This window comes from Salinisphaera sp. T5B8 (assembly GCF_040361255.1).
Taxonomy (GTDB): Bacteria; Pseudomonadota; Gammaproteobacteria; order Nevskiales; family Salinisphaeraceae; genus Salinisphaera.
The window spans coordinates 57,167-74,200 of sequence record NZ_APNG01000002.1; the positions used below are offsets into that span (position 1 = coordinate 57,167).

The window sequence follows — 17,034 nt, forward strand, 5'->3', positions numbered from 1 at the left end:
AGACGCCGCGCAACAATAGCAGCGATCGGTGCTGCTCGCGGCTAATTGCTGTTCTCGCCGGCGCGCGGGGCGGGCTCGCGTACGAAGCCCAGCGTTTGCGGCATTAAGGCGCGATCGCAGCGATACACGGGCAGGCGCGCACCCGCGAAGGCGATTTCCAGCTCGGTCTGTTCGCCGCTGGGGGTATCGAGCGCGCCTTCGAGCGCCTGCTCGTCGATCTCCGCTTCACTGCCTGGCTCGTGCAGGCGTTCAAGCACCCAGGCGAGATCAGCGCCCTGGATGAGCACCGCACCCAGCGGCGTATCGAGCACGCCCGCACTGTCTTCATCCAGATACAGCGCGGTGGCGCTATCGATGGGGTTGCCGCTATGGGTCACCAGGCGGTCGTCGGCCTGGACCCGTGCGACCAGCGGTGCGTATTCGAGTTCGATATAGCCACGCTGCGGGCCATTCTGAAAGAACCAGCGGCCGTAGTCGTCCACGCCGTAATTGCGCGCGATCGTATCCACGATACGGCGATGGCGAATCACCTCGCCCTGAATCAGCCATTCGCCGCGCCGGTTGAGCCCCAGCCAGCCGAACAGTGCCGGCACGTTCGGCATGCGCGCCATCGCGCGTTCCACCCAGTCGTCCATCGCTCATGCTTGTCGTTGATTCAGAGCGTGATCATACGCTGCGCGTAGCGCGTGCCGACACGTCGACCGCCCGCGACCCGCTTGTGCTGGCACGCCCCGCCGCGATCTGCTGCAATCGCGACATGTACGATTGCATTGTCGTTGGCGGCGGTATCGTGGGCCTGGCCACCGCGCGTGAACTGCTGCGCCGCGAACCGGCGCGCCGCGTGCTGGTACTGGAAAAGGAAGCCGAACTGGCTGCGCATCAGACCGGCCACAATTCGGGCGTGATCCATGCCGGCGTCTATTACCCGCCCAGGTCGCTGAAAGCCCGGTTCTGCGTGGCCGGCAATACCGCCACGCGCGCGTTTTGTGCCGAGCACGGTATTGCCTACGAAACGCCCGGCAAATTGCTCGTGGCAAGCGTCGAGGCCGAGCGCGCGGGGCTCAAGCGCCTGTTCGAGCGTATCGCGGCCAACGGCATCGCACGCCACTGGCTGGAAGCCGACGAACTCGCCGAACGAGAACCCGCGCTACGCGGCGTGGCGGCCATCCACGTGCCGAGCAGCGGTATCGTCGACTACCGCGCGGTCAGCCGCGCGCTGGCTGCGGATATCGAAGCCGCCGGTGGCGAAATTCGTTGCCAGACGCCGGTGCGTGCCCTGCACGAATATGCCAGCGAAGTCGTGGTCGAAACGCCGAACGACACGTTGCACACGCGTGAACTCGTGGCCTGTGCCGGGCTCATGGCCGACCGGCTGGTCCGTATGCTCGATATCACGCCCGATTTCATCATCTGCCCGTTTCGCGGTGAATACTATCGTCTGCGCGCGGCGCGCCGCGATCTGGTGCGCCATCTCATTTATCCCGTACCCGAGCCGGGCATGCCGTTTCTGGGTGTGCATCTCACGCCGATGATCGACGGCTCGATTACGGTCGGGCCGAATGCCGTGCTGGCAACCGCGCGCGAAGGCTATCGCCTGCGCGACGTGAATCTGGGCGACACGGCCGAACTACTGGCCTTTGCCGGCGTACGTCGCATGCTCGCCCGCCATATTCGCCCCGGGTTGCATGAACTACGCAATGCCCTGTCCAAACGCGCTTATCTCGCGCGTGTACAACGCTATTGCCCACAACTCGAACTCGACGACCTCAAAGCCCACCCGGCTGGCGTACGCGCGCAGGCGGTGGCCCGCGACGGCAGCCTGATCGGCGACTTCAAGTTCATCGACACTCCGCGCACCCTGCATGTCTGCAACGCGCCCTCGCCCGCGGCGACCTCGGCCCTACCGATTGCCACCCATATCGTCGACCGGCTGAGTACTCGCGACTGAATACACGTTGGTCTTGCACGCCGCCGTGCGCGCGTTAGCATCGCCGGCATGATGCGCCCCGCCAAGGAAACCCCATGACCGATCAGAACGCCGTTCATTTCTACGAGCCCCGTAACGGCCACGGCCTGCCCCACGACCCGTTCAATGCCCTGGTTGCGCCACGACCGATCGGCTGGATTTCATCGAAAAGTGCGAACGGCACGCTCAACCTCGCGCCCTACAGCTTTTTCAACGCCTTCAATTACACGCCGCCCATCATCGGCTTTTCCAGCGTGGGCTATAAGGACAGCGTGGCCAATATTCAGGAAACCGGCGAGTTCGCCTGGAATCTGGCCACCGAAACGCTCGCCGAACCCATGAACGAAAGCTGTGCCGCGCTCGGCCCCGAGGTCGACGAGTTCGAACTGGCCGGGCTCACGCCCGCGCCGTCTCGCGTAATCGACGTACCGCGGGTGGCCGAAACGCCGGTATCGTTCGAATGCCGGCTCAGCCAGGTACTACGCTTGACCGGCGCCGATGGCAGCCAGACCGATACCTGGCTGGTGCTCGGCGAAGTGGTGGGCGTTCATATCGACAAACGACTGCTCGTCGACGGCGTTTACGATACCGCGGCCGGCCAGCCGATCATGCGCGCGGGCGGGCCGGCCGATTATTTCCGCATCGGTGCCGATCAGCTGTTTCGCATGCGCCGGCCTGGCGCATAGACAGCAGCGCGACTCGGCGACGCCGGCTAGCCGGCGTCGCTATCGGTCTTTCCACTGGCCTTGCGAATACGCTCGATCACCGGCCCACATTGGTTTTCCTCGCCGCCGGTGGGCGAAACCAGCGCCAGGAGTGAGGCGGCCGGGGTGGCAGCCACGCCCAGTGCCACCGCCGCCGCGCCGCGTGCAAGCAGCGGCCCGGCCTTCACGCCGGGCGACGGGTCGGCAAAGGTGCCACGCACATACAACGGCGAGCGCAGTGTGAACAGACGCGGGCCCTTGCTCTTGGGCGTAATGGTCAGATCCAGCGTTTCCGGGCCGAAATCGATATCGCCGGTGATATTCACGATCGCGTTTTCGGTATCGAATACGAATACCGTCGGCGTTGCCAGCCCCTGGTCGACCGGGATATCGGCCGCCGCGCAATTGATACGCACCAGTTCGTCGCCGAACAGCTTGCCGACGACATAATTGCCCACGTTCAACCCGGCCAGTTCCATGAGATTGCGGCTGATCGCACCGCGGTCGATGAGCACGGTCAGCCGCCCGTTCGCCCCGCCGAGCAATGCCGCCACCGAGTTGCCGGTACCGGTAATACTCGCATCGGCATTGATCTGGCCGAGACTGCCGTCCAGCGCTTCGACCTCCGGCACGATTTCGTCGAGCTGCAAGCGCCGCGCATGCAGATCGGCACGCGCGGCCAGCGGCGACTTGTTGCCCTCCAGGCGCACCGTGGTGTTGAGCTCGCCCTTGGCCACACCGAAACGCAACGGGTCCAGCAGAATTTCACCGTTGTCGAGTACGAGGTGGGTATACAGGTCGTTCAGCGGCAAGGTGTCGCCGTGCTGGATGCTTTCGGCGGTGAACTTCACGTCCGCATCCATCGCCGCCCAGCTGTCGGTATCGAAGGTTTCGACGGGCAATACCCTGTCCGCAGGCTGACGCGTGGATTCGCCGCGCTCGGCCTTGTGTTCATTGGAATCCGCGCCGATCAATGACGCGAGATCGGCGAAGCGCAGCTGTTTGGATTTCAGTTCGCCGGTAAGCTTCGGACGTTCGCCGCGCTCATCAAAGCGCAGGCTGCCGTGGATATCGCTGTCGCCGATGTGCCCGGAGAAATTGCGATAGGCAAAAGTCGAGCCCTTGACGTGATTGATCTCGGCGCTCAGATGCCCGCGCGTTGCATAGGCCGGCGTCGGGGGCAGCGTCACGCCGGTCAGGCGCTGGAGGTTGTCGAGACTGGCGCCGGGAAAGGCGACGTCCAGATCCGCGCCGCCGAAATTCAGCGGCTGGCTGATCGTACCGGCCACTTGAACGCGCGTACTGCCCGAGCGCACATCTGCCTGAACCGGGAACGGCGTCGTTTCGCTCTTGAGCGCCAGTACGCCGCCGATCTTGCCCTGGCCGGACAAGGGCGCGCCGCGATAGCGCCCGTCAATACTCCAGCCGAAAATATAATCGCGCACCGCTGCGGGGTCGGTTTCCAGGGCGCTGTCGTCGCCGGTGACCTGGGCAAAGGGCACGGCCTTATCCAATGGCTTGACCGTGAGATTGATATTCGCGTCGAGTGTGGCATCGCGGTAGTGCACCGTGCCCTTGTCGAAGGCGATTTCGTCGATGTCCACCGACCAGGCGCTGCCTTGCGAGGCATTGTCATCGCCGCCCGTGTCGCCGCCGATATCGAAGGTCCAGTTATCGCGCCCATCGCCCTGGCGAACGAGCGTGGCATCGGCGCCAGCGAAGGCAATACGCGGCAACGATATTTCTTTGGAGAACAGCCCCAGCGGCGCCAGCCAGGCATCCACGCGCGCAACACGTGCCATCTTGTCCGGCTCGAAACCTTGCGCATTGGCCAGGGTGATGTCCTGGGCGTGCACATGCGGCCACGGAATCCAGGCCGCCAGACCCTGCTCATGTTCGGGCCGATCCCAGTCCAGACCCAGATCGCCGTTGATGGCGAAATCGCGTCCGATCGCATCGGAAACCTGCGCGTTGAGCCAGGGCTTGATACGGTTGAAATCAAACAACAACACGAATGCGACCAAAATCAACAACACGGCCACCAGTCCGCCGAGGATGCCGATTCCGATTTTCGGTGCACGCTTCAAGGCGCTCTCCTGAAAAGAAATATGGCCTATGCAGAAGCAATTATGGCGCTAAACGGCACGCCGGTGTAGAACAGCCCCCTCGACCCATTTCCAAAACGCAGATCCGCCATGACCCGACTCCCCTTCTCCGCTGTCACGGCCGCGCCGTTGCTTGGCGCGCTACTCCTGGCCACCGGCTGCGCGAGCAGCGTCGATCAGACGGCACCGGCGCCGGCACAATCCGCACCGGCACCCGCGGTCAAATTACTGACCTATCGCTGCGAAAGCGGTGCCCGTGTACGCGCGACCTATCCCACCGATTCGGTCGCACTGGTGCGCTATCAAGGCGAAACGCGTCAGTTGCAGGTGGTGCGCGCGGCCAGCGGCGTGCGTTATGTCAACGACGATCTCGAATGGTGGACGAAAGGCAGCGGCACCGGCTCCACCGCCATGCTTTCGCGGCGCGCCAGCGATGACGTACTCGAACGCTGCGAGCAGGTCGCCGTCGAGGGCTGAGTCAGCCGCGCCTGCCAACCCGAACGGTCGCGCGTATCGATCGGGTCACAGCGCTTGAAGGCCTGCTATCCCGCCCCGATAATCCGGGCATCACGTTGAATCACGCACCGCGCGCAAGGACTTTTCATGGCCGACAAAAAATCCATTCTCACCGAAGATTCGCTGGATTTTCTCGAGCGCTATCTCAACAACGCGTCACCGACCGGCTATGAGTCGGCGGGCCAGAAACTCTGGATGGATTATCTGGCGCCCTATGTCGATGAATTCATTACCGACGCCTACGGCAGCGCGGTGGGCGTGATCAATCCGGATGCCGATTACAAGGTCGTCATCGAAGGGCATGCCGACGAAATTTCCTGGTATGTGAATTACATCACCGACAACGGCCTGATCTACGTACTGCGCAACGGCGGCTCCGATCATCAGATCGCCACCTCCAAGCGGGTGAATATTCATACTAGCAACGCCATCGTCGACGGTGTGTTCGGCTGGCCGGCGATTCATCTGCGCGATCCGCAGAAGGAAGAGACACCCAAGAAAGACAATATCTTCGTCGACGTGGGCGCGACCTCGAAAGAAGAGGTCGAAAAGCTGGGCATTCACGTCGGCTGCGTGATCACCTACCCGGACGAATTCTTCGTACTCAACGGCGACAAGTTCGTCTGCCGCGCGATCGACAACCGCATGGGCGGCTTCATGGTGGCCGAAGTCGCTCGCCTGATTCACGAATCCGATGAGCGTCCGAACTTCGGGCTCTACGTGGTCAACTCGGTACAGGAAGAAGTCGGGCTCAAGGGCGCAGGCATGATCGCCGAGCGCATCAAGCCCAATGTGGCGATCTGTACCGACGTGACCCACGACACCACCACGCCGATGATCGAGCAGAAGAAGACCGGCACCGCCAAGATCGGCGCCGGCCCGGTGATCACCTATGCGCCCGCGGTGCAGAACCGCGTGCGCGAGCACTTGATCGCGACGGCCGAAAAACACGAGATCCCGTTCCAGCGGCTGGTCAGCGCGCCGGCCACCGGTACCGATACCGACGCCTTCGCCTACAGCAACCAGGGCGTACCCTCGGCGCTGATCGCGCTGGCCCTGCGCTATATGCACACGACCGTGGAAATGGTGCATCGCGACGACGTCGAGAACGTGATCCGCCTGATTCACGAATCCGTGCGCAGCCTGGAGTCGGGCACGACGTTTAGCTACTTCGACTAAAAACGCCGGCGAGGCGCGCGGTGCTTAAAAAGATTCTCATCGCCTGCGGTGTCTTTTTCATCGCGCTCCTCGTCATTTATGCCGGTTTGTTTATCTGGGCGTTCCGCCAGTCCTATGTGGTGGCCGAGGACGTCACGCCCTACGTAGAAGGCGTATTGCCCGAGCTGACAACCTGGCAATATGCGTCGTTCGAACAGGAACTCACACCAACCCTGCGCGAACAGCTCGAGACGACGAACGGCGAGAAGGTTCTGCGCCAATTCGCCACACTCGGCGCGCTTGAGTCCCATGAGCCGCTACAGGTAATACGCGCTGAACGCGGCTTCAATTTGAGTGCCGGTCGCTATAACCGCGCGATCGTACTCATTCCGGCGCACTTCGAAGCCGGAGACGCGCAGATTCAGTTGACCTTGGACAAAGTCACGAACGGTTATGTCATCAACGGCATTCATATCTCATCCGTTGTCTTCCTCGAATAGCTCGGTTGCGCGCACTGAGATGGCGTCTTGATCGGTAGCCTGGCCGCCCTGCTTCTCTTCCAGCTGGCTGGAGAAATCATCGTGCGCCTGACCGGCGCGCCGTTGCCCGGCCCGGTGCTCGGCATGATTCTGTTGTTCGTCGCACTCGTCGTACGGGGGCGCACGCCCGCCGTGTTTGCCGATACCAGCCGCGGGCTGCTCAATTACCTTGCGCTGCTGTTCGTGCCGGCGGGGGTGGGCATTATCAGCTATCTGGGGCGCGTGGCCGACGAATGGCTGGCGATTACGATCACCCTCGTTGCCAGTACCGCGCTCGCCGTTATCGTGACCGCGTTCACCCTGCGCGCGCTGACCGCCAATCGGGGCGATTGATATGGACCGGCTAGCCCAGATCTGGGTCTATATCGAGGAAACGCCGCTACTGTGGCTGACCCTCACGCTGTGCGTGTTCTGGCTGGCGCAACAGCTGTATCGACGCCTGGGCAACTTTGCCCTGCTCAATCCGGTACTGGTGAGCGTGATCGTGCTGGTCGTCATCCTCAAGGCAACCGGCACGCCGTATGCGGATTATTTCGCGGGCGCCCAGTTCATCCATTTTCTGCTCGGCCCTGCCACGGTCGCGCTGGCGGTACCGCTAGCGGCGCAGGCCGCCGAGCTGCGCCGCTACTGGCTGCCGATCACCATCGCGCTGACTGCCGGCTCGGTTACTGCGGTGGCGAGTGCGATGCTCATCGGGTGGGCACTGGGGCTGGATTCGCAGACGCTGCTGTCGATGCTGCCCAAATCCGTGACCACGCCGATCGCCATGGGCGTGGCCGAACAGATCGGCGGTCTGCCCTCGCTGACCGCCGTGCTGGTGATTCTCACCGGCATCACGGGCGCGGTGATCGGTATTCCCCTGTTGCGCCTGCTCGGCCTGCGCGATCCGGTAGCGAAGGGTTTTGCCATGGGCGTGGCCGCGCATGGTATCGGTACCGCACGCGCCTTCGAGCACAGCGAACGCGCCGGCGCCTATTCCGGGCTTGGCATGGGCCTGAACGGCGCCCTCACCGCCCTGCTCGTGCCGCTGCTGGTGTGGCTATTCGGCCTGTAGACACAGGGGCTTGTCTCGACCGTGCCCTGTACCCATGCTGGATCTTATAAAGACCCACGCCAGGTTGGACTCAAACCGATCGAGTCTGCGGCACGGCGCTTAACGATTTAGCGCCCTGCCTGCGCGCCCGCCCTGGCCCGATTCGAAGACATCATGAACGACGAAACCAACGAAGCGACCGAACAACACAGCACGCGAAGCAACCATGCCGACGAGATCAGCCATACGCTGGTCCACAGCGGCCCGGCCCCCAAGCCGGAGGTGATCCAGATTCTGCCCATGCGCGAGACGGTGCTGTTTCCGGAACTGGTCATGCCGGTGGTGATCGACCAGCCCGGCGCGATCGCCAGTGCCCAGCATGCAACGCGCAACAAGCAGCCGGTCGGCCTGCTGCTCTCCGCCCCCGATAACGACGACGACAATGGCGATACGCCCGGCGCGGGCCTGCACCGTATCGGCACCGGCGCCAACATCATGCGCTATGTCACCAGCCCCGACGGCGAGCATCACCTGGTGTGCCAGGGCATTGCGCGCTTTCGGGTACGCGAGTTTCTCAAGGACGACGAAGGCCGTCTGAGCGCAAAAGTGGAGTGGCTCGAAGAGCCCGCGCCGGAGGGCGACAAACACGTCGATGCGCGCATGGATAACCTGCGCAACAGCGCGCTGGAGGCCATCGAGCTGATGGATCAGCCCTCGCGCGAGCTGGCCCATGCCATTCGTTCGATCACGTCGGCCGCCCTGCTCGCCGACGCCGTGGCCGGCTATCTCGGCCTCAAGGCGAAGGAAAAACAGCAGATTCTCGATGCCGTGGATCTGGAATCGCGTCTGGATCGCGTGCAATCGTTTCTCGACTATCGCCTGGAGGTCATGCGTCTGTCGCGCGAGATCAACCAGCAGACCCAGCAACGCATGGGCGAACACCAGCGCAAGGCCATGCTGCGCGAACAGATGCGCTCGATCCAGCGCGAACTCGGCGAAGACGAAACCGTGGCCGAAGAGGTCGAGCGGCTGCGCGAAGCCCTCGATGAGGCCAAGCTGCCCGAGGAAGCCGCCGAACAGACCGACCGCGAGCTGCGCCGGCTTTCGCGCATGTCGGATGCCTCGGCCGAATATTCGATGGTACGCACTTATCTCGAGCTCATGGCCGAGTTGCCCTGGTCCAAGCTGTCCAGGGACCGGATCGATATCGACGAATCGCGCGCGATTCTCGATGAAGACCACTACGGCCTGGACAAGATCAAGCGCCGTATTCTCGAGCATCTGGCCGTGCACAAGCTCAACCCCGAGGGCAAGGCGCCGATTCTGTGCTTCGTCGGCCCGCCCGGCGTGGGCAAGACCTCGCTCGGGCGCTCGATCGCGCGGGCAATGAACCGCGAATTCGTGCGTGCGTCGCTGGGCGGCGTGCACGACGAATCGGAAATCCGTGGCCACCGGCGCACCTACGTGGGTGCGATGCCCGGCAGCATCATCAGCCATCTGCGCAAGGCCGGCACGCGCAACCCGGTGTTCATGCTTGACGAAATGGACAAGCTCGGCGCGTCGGCCCACGGCGACCCCGCCTCGGCGTTGCTGGAAGTGCTCGACCCGTCGCAGAACGACAGCTTCAACGACCACTATCTGGGCGTGCCCTTCGATCTGTCGAAGGTGATGTTCATTGCCACCGCCAATGTGCTCGATTCCATTCCGGGGCCGCTACGCGATCGCATGGAAGTCATCGAAGTGCCTGGCTACACCCGCGAGGAAAAACTCCAGATCGCCAAGCGCTATCTGGTGGATCGCGCGCTCGAACAGGCCGGACTGACGCGTACGCAGTGCGATATCGCCGATGCGACGCTGGAAGCGCTCATTTCCGATTACACCCGCGAGGCAGGCCTGCGTAACCTCGACCGCGAAATCGGCGCCATCGTGCGTCATGCCGCGGTCCAGGTCGCCGAAGGCAAACCCGGCCCGGGCACGATCGCGCCGCAAGATCTCGCCGAGATTCTCGGCCCGAAACGTGTCGATAACGAAATCGCCATGCGTACCAGCATCGCCGGTGTCTCCACCGGCCTGGCCTGGACGCCCGCCGGCGGCGATATTCTGTTCGTCGAAGCCTCGCGCGCGCCGGGCAGCGGGCGGCTGACCATTACCGGCCAGCTCGGCGATGTCATGAAAGAATCCGCCCAGGCCGCGCTCAGTCTGGTCAAGGCCCGCGCCAAGGATCTGGGCATCGAGCAGAAACGCCTGGACAAGTCGGATATACATATCCACGTACCGGCCGGCGCGATCAAGAAGGACGGCCCCAGCGCGGGCGTGGCCCTGTATACCGCGCTCGTGTCGCTACTCACCGACCGCAAGGTGCGTGCGGATGTCGCCATGACCGGCGAGATCAGCCTGCGCGGGCAGGTACTGCCCATCGGCGGCGTGAAAGAGAAAACACTCGCCGCTCACCAGGCCGGCATCAAGACCGTCATGCTGCCCGAGCGCAACCGCAAGGACGAAGAGGATATTCCCGACAACGTACGCAGCGCACTGGATATCCGCTACGTGTCGCATGTCGACGAGGCGATCGAAATCGCGCTGTCCGGAACGGACTAGCCAATACTGCGTTGGCGCGCTGGTTTCGACACCGGCGCGCGAGCGCAATGCTCCGACGCATCTGCGTTGCTCCGGGTCACGCTGCGGTTAGCTTTAAACCTGGCCCCACGCGAAAAGCTATGCGTGGTTGGAACGGTTTTGAGGCACCTTCGTTGAAGGCATAACCGCCGATTGCGCGGGCTGACTCATTACCGGCCCTGCCGTGCGGTGGGCACAGGCGCGATTGCGCTTTACATGTCCGCAGATCGACGCCGATCAGCACAGATCGGGAAAGCCTTTCGGCGCATTGTCGAGATACATCTGCGTAGATCTGCGTCGATCTGCGGACAATGCTTGAGGAACCTCGCCTCCGCACGAACATCTACGCCGAGGCTGGAAAGGTTGCTGGGCGCGGCCGCGCCGCCTCGATTTAGCGCTTAGCGCCCGTGTTCAGCTTCGATCTCGCGCAGCCGTGCCTCGATGGCGCATACGTGGGCATCATCGGCCTCGAGCTTGCGTAGCGCGTCGGCCAGATTGAGCAGGTAATCGCGGTTGGGCCCGCTGGGCCCGTGCGAGACGGCGATCTGGCGGGCGATGGCATCAATGGGTGCCTCGCCCAGCCAGGCCTCGTTGTCGGCCGTGGCGATATACGCCAGACCTTCATCGTGGCTGCCGTCGGCAAAGGTCATCTCGGTGGAAAAACGCAGATAGCCGTTTTTCTCGCGATGATCGAGATGCCCGAATACGGCCGGGGTAATACGATAGGCCATGCCGGTGCAGACCATGCCCGGCGCTTCGACCAGCGTAGCCACCCGCCCGGGCGCCTCGGGCGTACCCCGATGATCGTGCGAGCCCTGCCAGAAACGCCGCTGCCAGCCCGTGATCGTGGCCGGCGTTCGGTCGATATAGTCGAAACCGGCCTTGTAGATCAGCGAGCCGTAGCCGAACAGCCACAGCTCGTCACGGTCTTCGAAACGCGCCGCTTCGCGGTTGGCCGCCGTCGTATCGAAAGACATGCGTCTGCTGCGTTCAGGCGGCCTTGGGCTCGGTTTCGCCGGCCACGCCGAAGTGGGTATACAGCCGATCGAGCACGCCCCGCAGCGCCTCACCCTGCAAGGCCACTCGCGCGGTGAGCTCGGCCACGGCATCGCCGGCGTCGAGCGAATCCAGATCGTCCTGAATCAGATCGAGCGCGCGAATACGCTTGAGATCGAGATTCTCGTCGAGATCGAACTCGATGGCATCGTCGACCGCCACATTGAGCTTGACCACCTGCATGCCGGCCGCCAGATGCGCCAGCACTTCGTCGCGCTGCAAATCCATGGCCGTAATACGCACGCTGGATTTCACCTCGTCGGTGGTCTCGAACACGCAGCGATCGCCACATTCAAAGCCGTTGGGCAGCGCGTTGACGTCTTCGAGCCAGCGCGACATTTCCTCGGCCGGGCGCACACGGGCATCCGGACGCGCGACCGGCAGGCTGCCCAGGGCTTCGCGCAGGCGCGCCACCACATCCTCGGCGCGTTTTTCCGACGAGGCGTCCACCCAGACACGATTGGCCCGCAGATCGATGATCAACGGGGTGCGCTTGGAGCGGGTGAATGCCCGCGGCAACAGCTCGAAATGGGCCTCGTCCTTGATATCGGCCTTTTCGCGGCGACTGACCTTGCGCCCTTCGGAGGTTTCGATACGCTCCACGCGCTCGTCGACTTCCTCGGCCAGCACGGCATTGGGCAACACGCGTGTGATTTCCTGATGCACGCAAATCACCAGACCATCAACCGCATGCACCATCGCATGTTCGCCCTTGATCGGCGGCACGAACCCATCGACCCGCGTGGCCTGGTCGCCGCATTCCGGGCAGAGCGCATCGGCCAGCTTTTCGTCGAGTTCGGCCGCTGTCCAGGAAAAGGATTCGGTGCCGAGAAACACACAGAGATTACGTATCCACATAGCGATCGATAACCCATGGTCGGGGAAGGACGCGATCGGCTCGAGCCGACGGCGACAATGGAGCGCGACCATACCCAACCGCGCAGATCGCCTCAAGCCGACGCCCGGCCGGTCGCTATCCCTGACCGGCGCGCTGTGGCAACATTCGCGCCGCATCGCGCCGGCCGGGCACGCGCATGCAAACGCTGCGCGCGAGCGCATGGTAACGACCCGGCGTGAAAACATAGAACACAGGGTTTTACCGGGGTGACCTGCCGCATGTGCCTAGCGCATGTGGCCCGCGGCCCAGCGCCGCGCCGCCGATAAGAAAACGAAAGACCGACGTGCGCCCACGTGGGCTTGCAACGGCCGACGCACCGCTGTGCCGATGCGTAACGCGTATGAACCGGCTGTTATAAGCATCGAACGCTTTCGTATTGGTGAAGTCGGCCCGGTGCCCGCATGTCCAACGCTTTACCCAGCCAGAGCAGGCCTGCCATGTATCGATTGTCTTCCGTCGCCCGTGTGTTGTCGCTGCTGCTGTTCGTTAGCGCCGTGAGCATGCTCGGCGCCTGCTCGTCCGAAAGTAACGACACCAACGACAACGCGCAGCCTGCCGAACGCGTACAGGCCGAAATCGGCTATATGCCGATCCTGCCGGACGCGCCGCTGTTCGTGGGCCTGGAAAACGGTGATATCGCCGAGGCCGGTATCGATACCAAGCTGGTGTCGTTCCAGAACGGACCGGCGATGGTGCAGGCGCTGCTCGGTGGCCAGCTCGATATCGCCTATTTCGGCATCGGCCCGACGATGGTCGCCCGCGGCAAGGGCGCGGATATCAAGGTGGTGGCCTCCAACATCATCGAACAGATCAGTTTCGTGGCACTGGGCAACCTGGCGCCCTATTTCGAGAACGGCGACCCAGCCACCGCGTTCGCGCGTTTCGAAAAAGACAACGGCCGCAAGGCCAAGATTTCGACATTCCCTGTGGGTTCCGTGCCCCAGACCGTGCTCGCCTACTGGCTCGACAAGCAGCTGGGCGTTGAAGACGATGCCATCGACGTGGTCTACCAGGGTGCGTCGCAGGTCCAGCAAGCGCTGCTAACCCATGCCGTGGACGGCGCGGCCATCCTCGAGCCGGTGGTCAGCATCGTGAAAAACCGGTTGGACGAAGCACGCGTGGTCGCCCACGGCGAAGCCATGTTCCCGGGTCAGCCCGGCGCCGTACTGGCGGTCCGTGCTGAATTCATCGACGCCCATCCCGAGATCGTGCAGAAACTGGTCGCGGCCCATGTCGCAGCCACGGAACAGCTCAAAGCTGGCGACGAGGCCGCTATCGATGCCGTGCATAAATATGTGGGCGGCGGGCGCCTGCCGCGCGAGGTCGTGGCCGAAGCAGTCGCCCAGTCGGCCGACAGCTTCGTGGCCGACCCCAATCGCATCATCGATGGCACCCGCCGTATGCGTGATTTCCAGCAGGCCACGGGCACGCTCGGCGCGGATACTGATATCGATGCGCTGTTCGAAACCCGTTTTTACGACGCGCTCGGCTCCAGCGAATCTGACTCGCAGCCGTAGCGCATGGTAACGAGCCCGAATAAAACACGTTCGCGCCGCGTTGCCCGACCGGCGCATGCCGCAGCCGCGCGGCTGCGCCGTATCCTGCTCGGGCTGGCCGGGGTGGCCGCATTCATTGCCCTGTGGAAGCTCGCCTATCTATTCAACTGGGCACCGCGGGGCACGATACCGGATCCGTTTGCCGTGCCGGGCGCGCTCTGGGATGAGTATCAAGGCGGGCGCCTGATCCCGGCGATCGGCTCCAGTCTCGTGCACTATGTCTGGGGCCTGGGCATCGGCACACTACTGGGCTTTGCGGTCGGTCTGCTCGCGGCCAGCCTGCGCGTATTCGACGAGGCCCACTACATGCTCGCGCGGATTCTGCGCCCGATTCCGCCGCTGGCCTGGGTGGTGTTCGCCATCGCCTGGTTTCAGGTCAGCCACGCCGGCGCCGCCTTCGTGATTTCCATCGGCGTGTTCTGGGTGAACTATTTCGCCACCGCGGCCGGCGTACGCGATGTCGACCCGCGCTATTACGAACTGGCGCGTGCCTTCGGCCACGGCGGCTTTTTCAAGCGAATTACCAGCATCACGCTGCCCGGCGCGGCCCCCGGTATTCTTTCCGGTATGCGCACGGGTGTCGGCCAGGCCTGGATGACGCTCATCGCCGCCGAGCTGCTCGGCGTACCCGGCATGGGCCAGGAAATGAATTCGGCCGCGGGCGTGGGCGCCTATGATGCCGTGGTGGTCTACATGCTCACGATATCGTTGATCTATACGCTTTCGGACGGGCTGTTCGCACTCGTGGAAAATCGCGTACTGCGGTGGCGACCATGAGCGGCACAGGCGCAAAACTGCTGGCGCTCAACGAGGTCGGTTATCGCTACCCGAACAGCGAACAGCCGGTTTTCGATGGTCTGAATTTCAGTATCGGCCCAGGCGAATTCGTCGCCCTGGTGGGCGGCTCCGGCGTGGGCAAATCCACGGTGCTGCGCTGCGTGGCTGGATTGGCCGAAGCCTCGTCCGGCCAGATCGTGCGTCCCGCACATACCGATCGCGGCACGCGCCCGAGCGCGGTCGTCTTTCAGGATACGCGCCTGCTGCCGTGGCGGCGTATTCGCGCCAATGTGGGCTACGGGCTGAGCGGGCTGGGCCTGTCACGCAGCGAGCGGGATGCGCGTATCGACGAGGTGCTGGATTTAATCGGTATGACCGAATTCGGCGACCGCTGGCCGCACGAGATCTCCGGCGGTCAGGCACAGCGCGTGGGCCTGGCCCGTGCGTTGGCCGTGCGCCCGCATATCCTGCTCATGGACGAGCCGTTTTCGGCGGTCGATGCGCTCACGCGTAGCCGCCTGCAGGATGAACTGCTGGCCATCTGGCAACGCCTGAACATGGCCGTGCTGTTTGTCACCCACGATATCGCCGAAGCCGCCTATCTGGCCCAACGCGTGTGTGTGATGCGCGGCTCGCCCGCACGGCTGGTGTTCGACGAAGCCGTTCCCGCCCCCTATCCGCGTGAACGCGACGACAGCCAACTCAATGCATTCGCCCAGCGCGTGGCGGATGCGCTCTAAAGGTGTACCGATGTCCGATTCGCCGTTGCAACTGATCATTCATGCAGCCGACGCGGCCTCGCTGGCTCGGGCTCGCAGCAATGCCGCGAACTTCGTCGCCGCCCGGCCACAGGCCGAAGTGGAAATCGTGGTCAACGCCGATGCCGTGGCCGCGGCACTCGAGGCGCCGCATACCACCGACGACTATCTGCGTCTGTGCGCGAATACCCTCGAAAAAAAGCAGCTCAACGCGCCCGCCACGCTGGCACGTGTGCCGGCTGCGGTGGTGTATATCGCCGAGCGCCAGCGCGCCGGCTGGGCCTATATGCGTGCCTGACCGCGCCGACGCGCTGCGCTTACGCGCCGGCGCGTATCTCGGCGATCAAATCGTGCGGGCAGTCCGAAAGCGTCTCGATAGCCGGGCGTGCATACAAATAACCCTGCTGGAGCGTAATACCGCGCGCATAGAGCCAGCGCGCCTCCGCCAGCGTCTCCACGCCCTCGGCGATCAGGCGAATATCCAGCCGATCGGTCAGGGTTACCAGGCCATCCATGATGGCCTGGCGGCGTTCGTTACGATCGACATCGATGATCAGATTACGGTCGGCCTTGATTACGTCCGGGCGAATATCCACCAGCAGTTCGAGATTGGCGTAGCCGGCGCCGAAGTCGTCGATGGCGGTCAGAAAGCCCATCGCCCGATAGGATTCGACGATACGCTGCAAATGCAGACGATCGCGCACGTATTCGGTTTCGGTGACCTCGAACATGATGTTATGCAGCGGCCAGCCAAGCTCGGAGGCCAGCTTCAGGGTCGCCTGGATACAGGCATTGGGTTCGTACACCGCATTCGGCAGGAAGTTGATCGATACCGGCCGCTCACAGCCCAGACCGTGCGCGATTTCGATCGCGCGGGTACGACAGGCCTGGTCGAACCGATACAGTGACGCCGGTGTGACCTTGGCCAGAATCTCCCCCGCGGACTGGCCGTCTACCCCGCGCACCAGTGCTTCCTGGGCAAAAACCTCGCCCGCGGCGATATCCACGATCGGCTGGAAAGCCATGGTGAAATCGAAGTCGAGGCCGTGGTCGCAACGACGACACGTCCCATTCTCATCGCGAAGACATTTGGACATTATTTCCCCGTGTTGCTTTTTTGCGCGCGCAAGAACTTCGGCCGATACAGAGTCTTATCGGCAAGCAAGGGGCGAACTTGCCCCCTGCGGGCGCACATTTTCGGCAAATAACGCCACAGCGCGACACCGGCGCCGGCCGCCGTGCGTGCGGGTGGCGGCCGATCATCGCCGATCGTGGTCATGAAGATATCGCCGTGCGACGGTTTGGCTTGAGCATGACGCGCAACCCTGCTGTGATGTCGGCGATGACGACCC

General features: G+C 63.4%; 18 protein-coding genes. 12 read left to right on the top strand and 6 right to left on the bottom strand.

The window, feature by feature from the left end; all coding sequences use genetic code 11:
• Window positions 1–41 precede the first annotated feature (41 nt).
• The gene (locus T5B8_RS02030; RefSeq protein ID WP_353175792.1) at window positions 42–635 is read right to left on the bottom strand and encodes a DUF2946 family protein; all 594 of its coding nucleotides are present in this window, start codon (window positions 633–635) and stop codon (window positions 42–44) included.
• Between the two features lie 5 nt (window positions 636–640).
• Between T5B8_RS02030 and lhgD the strand changes: the two genes are divergently transcribed.
• Together lhgD and T5B8_RS02040 are read left to right on the top strand one after the other, a co-directional pair.
• Complete coding sequence (lhgD, locus tag T5B8_RS02035) at window positions 641–1,948, top strand: L-2-hydroxyglutarate dehydrogenase (RefSeq protein ID WP_353175794.1); 1,308 nt, start codon at window positions 641–643, stop codon at window positions 1,946–1,948.
• 74 nt (window positions 1,949–2,022) lie between these two features.
• The gene (locus tag T5B8_RS02040) at window positions 2,023–2,652 is read left to right on the top strand and encodes a flavin reductase family protein (protein WP_353175796.1); all 630 of its coding nucleotides are present in this window, start codon (window positions 2,023–2,025) and stop codon (window positions 2,650–2,652) included.
• Between the two features lie 26 nt (window positions 2,653–2,678).
• Here the strand turns inward: T5B8_RS02040 and T5B8_RS02045 are convergent, their stop codons facing one another.
• On the bottom strand, window positions 2,679–4,757 hold the full coding sequence (locus T5B8_RS02045) for an AsmA family protein (protein ID WP_353175798.1): 2,079 nt from the start codon (window positions 4,755–4,757) through the stop codon (window positions 2,679–2,681).
• Window positions 4,758–4,865: 108 nt separating this feature from the next.
• On the opposite strand from T5B8_RS02045, the gene T5B8_RS02050 reads away from it, so the two are divergent.
• The 6 genes from T5B8_RS02050 (at window position 4,866) to lon (ending at window position 10,619) form a co-directional block, all read left to right on the top strand.
• Window positions 4,866–5,252 carry an MliC family protein gene (locus T5B8_RS02050; RefSeq protein ID WP_353175800.1) on the top strand — a complete coding sequence of 129 codons (387 nt, stop codon included), beginning with the start codon at window positions 4,866–4,868 and terminating at the stop codon, window positions 5,250–5,252.
• Window positions 5,253–5,378: 126 nt separating this feature from the next.
• Window positions 5,379–6,470, top strand: coding sequence for a M42 family metallopeptidase (locus T5B8_RS02055; RefSeq protein WP_353175802.1), 1,092 nt, complete (start codon window positions 5,379–5,381; stop codon window positions 6,468–6,470).
• A gap of 20 nt (window positions 6,471–6,490) precedes the next feature.
• Complete coding sequence (locus T5B8_RS02060; RefSeq protein WP_353175804.1) at window positions 6,491–6,949, top strand: hypothetical protein; 459 nt, start codon at window positions 6,491–6,493, stop codon at window positions 6,947–6,949.
• Between the two features lie 27 nt (window positions 6,950–6,976).
• Window positions 6,977–7,321, top strand: coding sequence for a CidA/LrgA family protein (locus T5B8_RS02065; protein ID WP_353175806.1), 345 nt, complete (start codon window positions 6,977–6,979; stop codon window positions 7,319–7,321).
• A gap of 1 nt (window position 7,322) precedes the next feature.
• Window positions 7,323–8,042 carry an LrgB family protein gene (locus tag T5B8_RS02070; protein WP_353175808.1) on the top strand — a complete coding sequence of 240 codons (720 nt, stop codon included), beginning with the start codon at window positions 7,323–7,325 and terminating at the stop codon, window positions 8,040–8,042.
• A gap of 153 nt (window positions 8,043–8,195) precedes the next feature.
• Window positions 8,196–10,619 carry an endopeptidase La gene (gene lon / locus T5B8_RS02075; protein WP_353175809.1) on the top strand — a complete coding sequence of 808 codons (2,424 nt, stop codon included), beginning with the start codon at window positions 8,196–8,198 and terminating at the stop codon, window positions 10,617–10,619.
• Between the two features lie 416 nt (window positions 10,620–11,035).
• Here lon and T5B8_RS02080 read toward each other — a convergent pair whose 3' ends face one another.
• Entirely contained in the window at window positions 11,036–11,614 is a 579-nt protein-coding gene (locus tag T5B8_RS02080) for a gamma-glutamylcyclotransferase (RefSeq protein ID WP_353175811.1), read from the bottom strand.
• A 13-nt stretch (window positions 11,615–11,627) separates the two neighbouring features.
• The gene (locus T5B8_RS02085) at window positions 11,628–12,551 is read right to left on the bottom strand and encodes a recombination-associated protein RdgC (RefSeq protein ID WP_353175813.1); all 924 of its coding nucleotides are present in this window, start codon (window positions 12,549–12,551) and stop codon (window positions 11,628–11,630) included.
• A 477-nt stretch (window positions 12,552–13,028) separates the two neighbouring features.
• Here T5B8_RS02085 and T5B8_RS02090 point away from each other — a divergent pair, with 477 nt between their 5' ends.
• The 4 genes from T5B8_RS02090 to T5B8_RS02105 are packed head-to-tail and all read left to right on the top strand — an operon-like array spanning window position 13,029 to window position 15,980.
• Complete coding sequence (locus T5B8_RS02090; RefSeq protein ID WP_353175815.1) at window positions 13,029–14,108, top strand: ABC transporter substrate-binding protein; 1,080 nt, start codon at window positions 13,029–13,031, stop codon at window positions 14,106–14,108.
• 3 nt (window positions 14,109–14,111) lie between these two features.
• Entirely contained in the window at window positions 14,112–14,924 is an 813-nt protein-coding gene (locus T5B8_RS02095) for an ABC transporter permease (RefSeq protein WP_353175817.1), read from the top strand.
• Complete coding sequence (locus T5B8_RS02100; RefSeq protein WP_353175819.1) at window positions 14,921–15,664, top strand: ABC transporter ATP-binding protein; 744 nt, start codon at window positions 14,921–14,923, stop codon at window positions 15,662–15,664. The genes T5B8_RS02095 and T5B8_RS02100 overlap by 4 nt, the downstream gene beginning before the upstream one ends.
• 10 nt (window positions 15,665–15,674) lie before the next feature.
• Entirely contained in the window at window positions 15,675–15,980 is a 306-nt protein-coding gene (locus T5B8_RS02105; RefSeq protein WP_353175821.1) for a hypothetical protein, read from the top strand.
• Window positions 15,981–15,999: 19 nt separating this feature from the next.
• On the opposite strand, the gene T5B8_RS02110 is transcribed toward T5B8_RS02105, so the two are convergent.
• Window positions 16,000–16,707 carry an EAL domain-containing protein gene (locus tag T5B8_RS02110; RefSeq protein WP_353175823.1) on the bottom strand — a complete coding sequence of 236 codons (708 nt, stop codon included), beginning with the start codon at window positions 16,705–16,707 and terminating at the stop codon, window positions 16,000–16,002.
• A gap of 71 nt (window positions 16,708–16,778) precedes the next feature.
• Entirely contained in the window at window positions 16,779–16,961 is a 183-nt protein-coding gene (locus T5B8_RS02115) for a hypothetical protein (protein ID WP_353175825.1), read from the bottom strand.
• Window positions 16,962–17,034 lie beyond the last annotated feature (73 nt).

Excerpts from the sequence above, each read along its gene's own strand:
- T5B8_RS02105 (WP_353175821.1), top strand. The coding sequence starts at position 15,675 with ATGTCCGATTCGCCGTTGCAACTGATCATTCATGCAGCCGACGCGGCC.
- T5B8_RS02095 (WP_353175817.1), top strand. The coding sequence starts at position 14,112 with ATGGTAACGAGCCCGAATAAAACACGTTCGCGCCGCGTTGCCCGACCG.
- lhgD (WP_353175794.1), top strand. The coding sequence starts at position 641 with ATGCTTGTCGTTGATTCAGAGCGTGATCATACGCTGCGCGTAGCGCGT.
- T5B8_RS02040 (WP_353175796.1), top strand. The coding sequence starts at position 2,023 with ATGACCGATCAGAACGCCGTTCATTTCTACGAGCCCCGTAACGGCCAC.
- T5B8_RS02030 (WP_353175792.1), bottom strand. The coding sequence starts at position 635 with ATGGACGACTGGGTGGAACGCGCGATGGCGCGCATGCCGAACGTGCCG.
- T5B8_RS02055 (WP_353175802.1), top strand. The coding sequence starts at position 5,379 with ATGGCCGACAAAAAATCCATTCTCACCGAAGATTCGCTGGATTTTCTC.
- lon (WP_353175809.1), top strand. The coding sequence starts at position 8,196 with ATGAACGACGAAACCAACGAAGCGACCGAACAACACAGCACGCGAAGC.
- T5B8_RS02090 (WP_353175815.1), top strand. The coding sequence starts at position 13,029 with ATGTATCGATTGTCTTCCGTCGCCCGTGTGTTGTCGCTGCTGCTGTTC.
- T5B8_RS02050 (WP_353175800.1), top strand. The coding sequence starts at position 4,866 with ATGACCCGACTCCCCTTCTCCGCTGTCACGGCCGCGCCGTTGCTTGGC.
- T5B8_RS02070 (WP_353175808.1), top strand. The coding sequence starts at position 7,323 with ATGGACCGGCTAGCCCAGATCTGGGTCTATATCGAGGAAACGCCGCTA.
- T5B8_RS02085 (WP_353175813.1), bottom strand. The coding sequence starts at position 12,551 with ATGTGGATACGTAATCTCTGTGTGTTTCTCGGCACCGAATCCTTTTCC.
- T5B8_RS02080 (WP_353175811.1), bottom strand. The coding sequence starts at position 11,614 with ATGTCTTTCGATACGACGGCGGCCAACCGCGAAGCGGCGCGTTTCGAA.
- T5B8_RS02100 (WP_353175819.1), top strand. The coding sequence starts at position 14,921 with ATGAGCGGCACAGGCGCAAAACTGCTGGCGCTCAACGAGGTCGGTTAT.
- T5B8_RS02115 (WP_353175825.1), bottom strand. The coding sequence starts at position 16,961 with ATGACCACGATCGGCGATGATCGGCCGCCACCCGCACGCACGGCGGCC.
- T5B8_RS02110 (WP_353175823.1), bottom strand. The coding sequence starts at position 16,707 with ATGGCTTTCCAGCCGATCGTGGATATCGCCGCGGGCGAGGTTTTTGCC.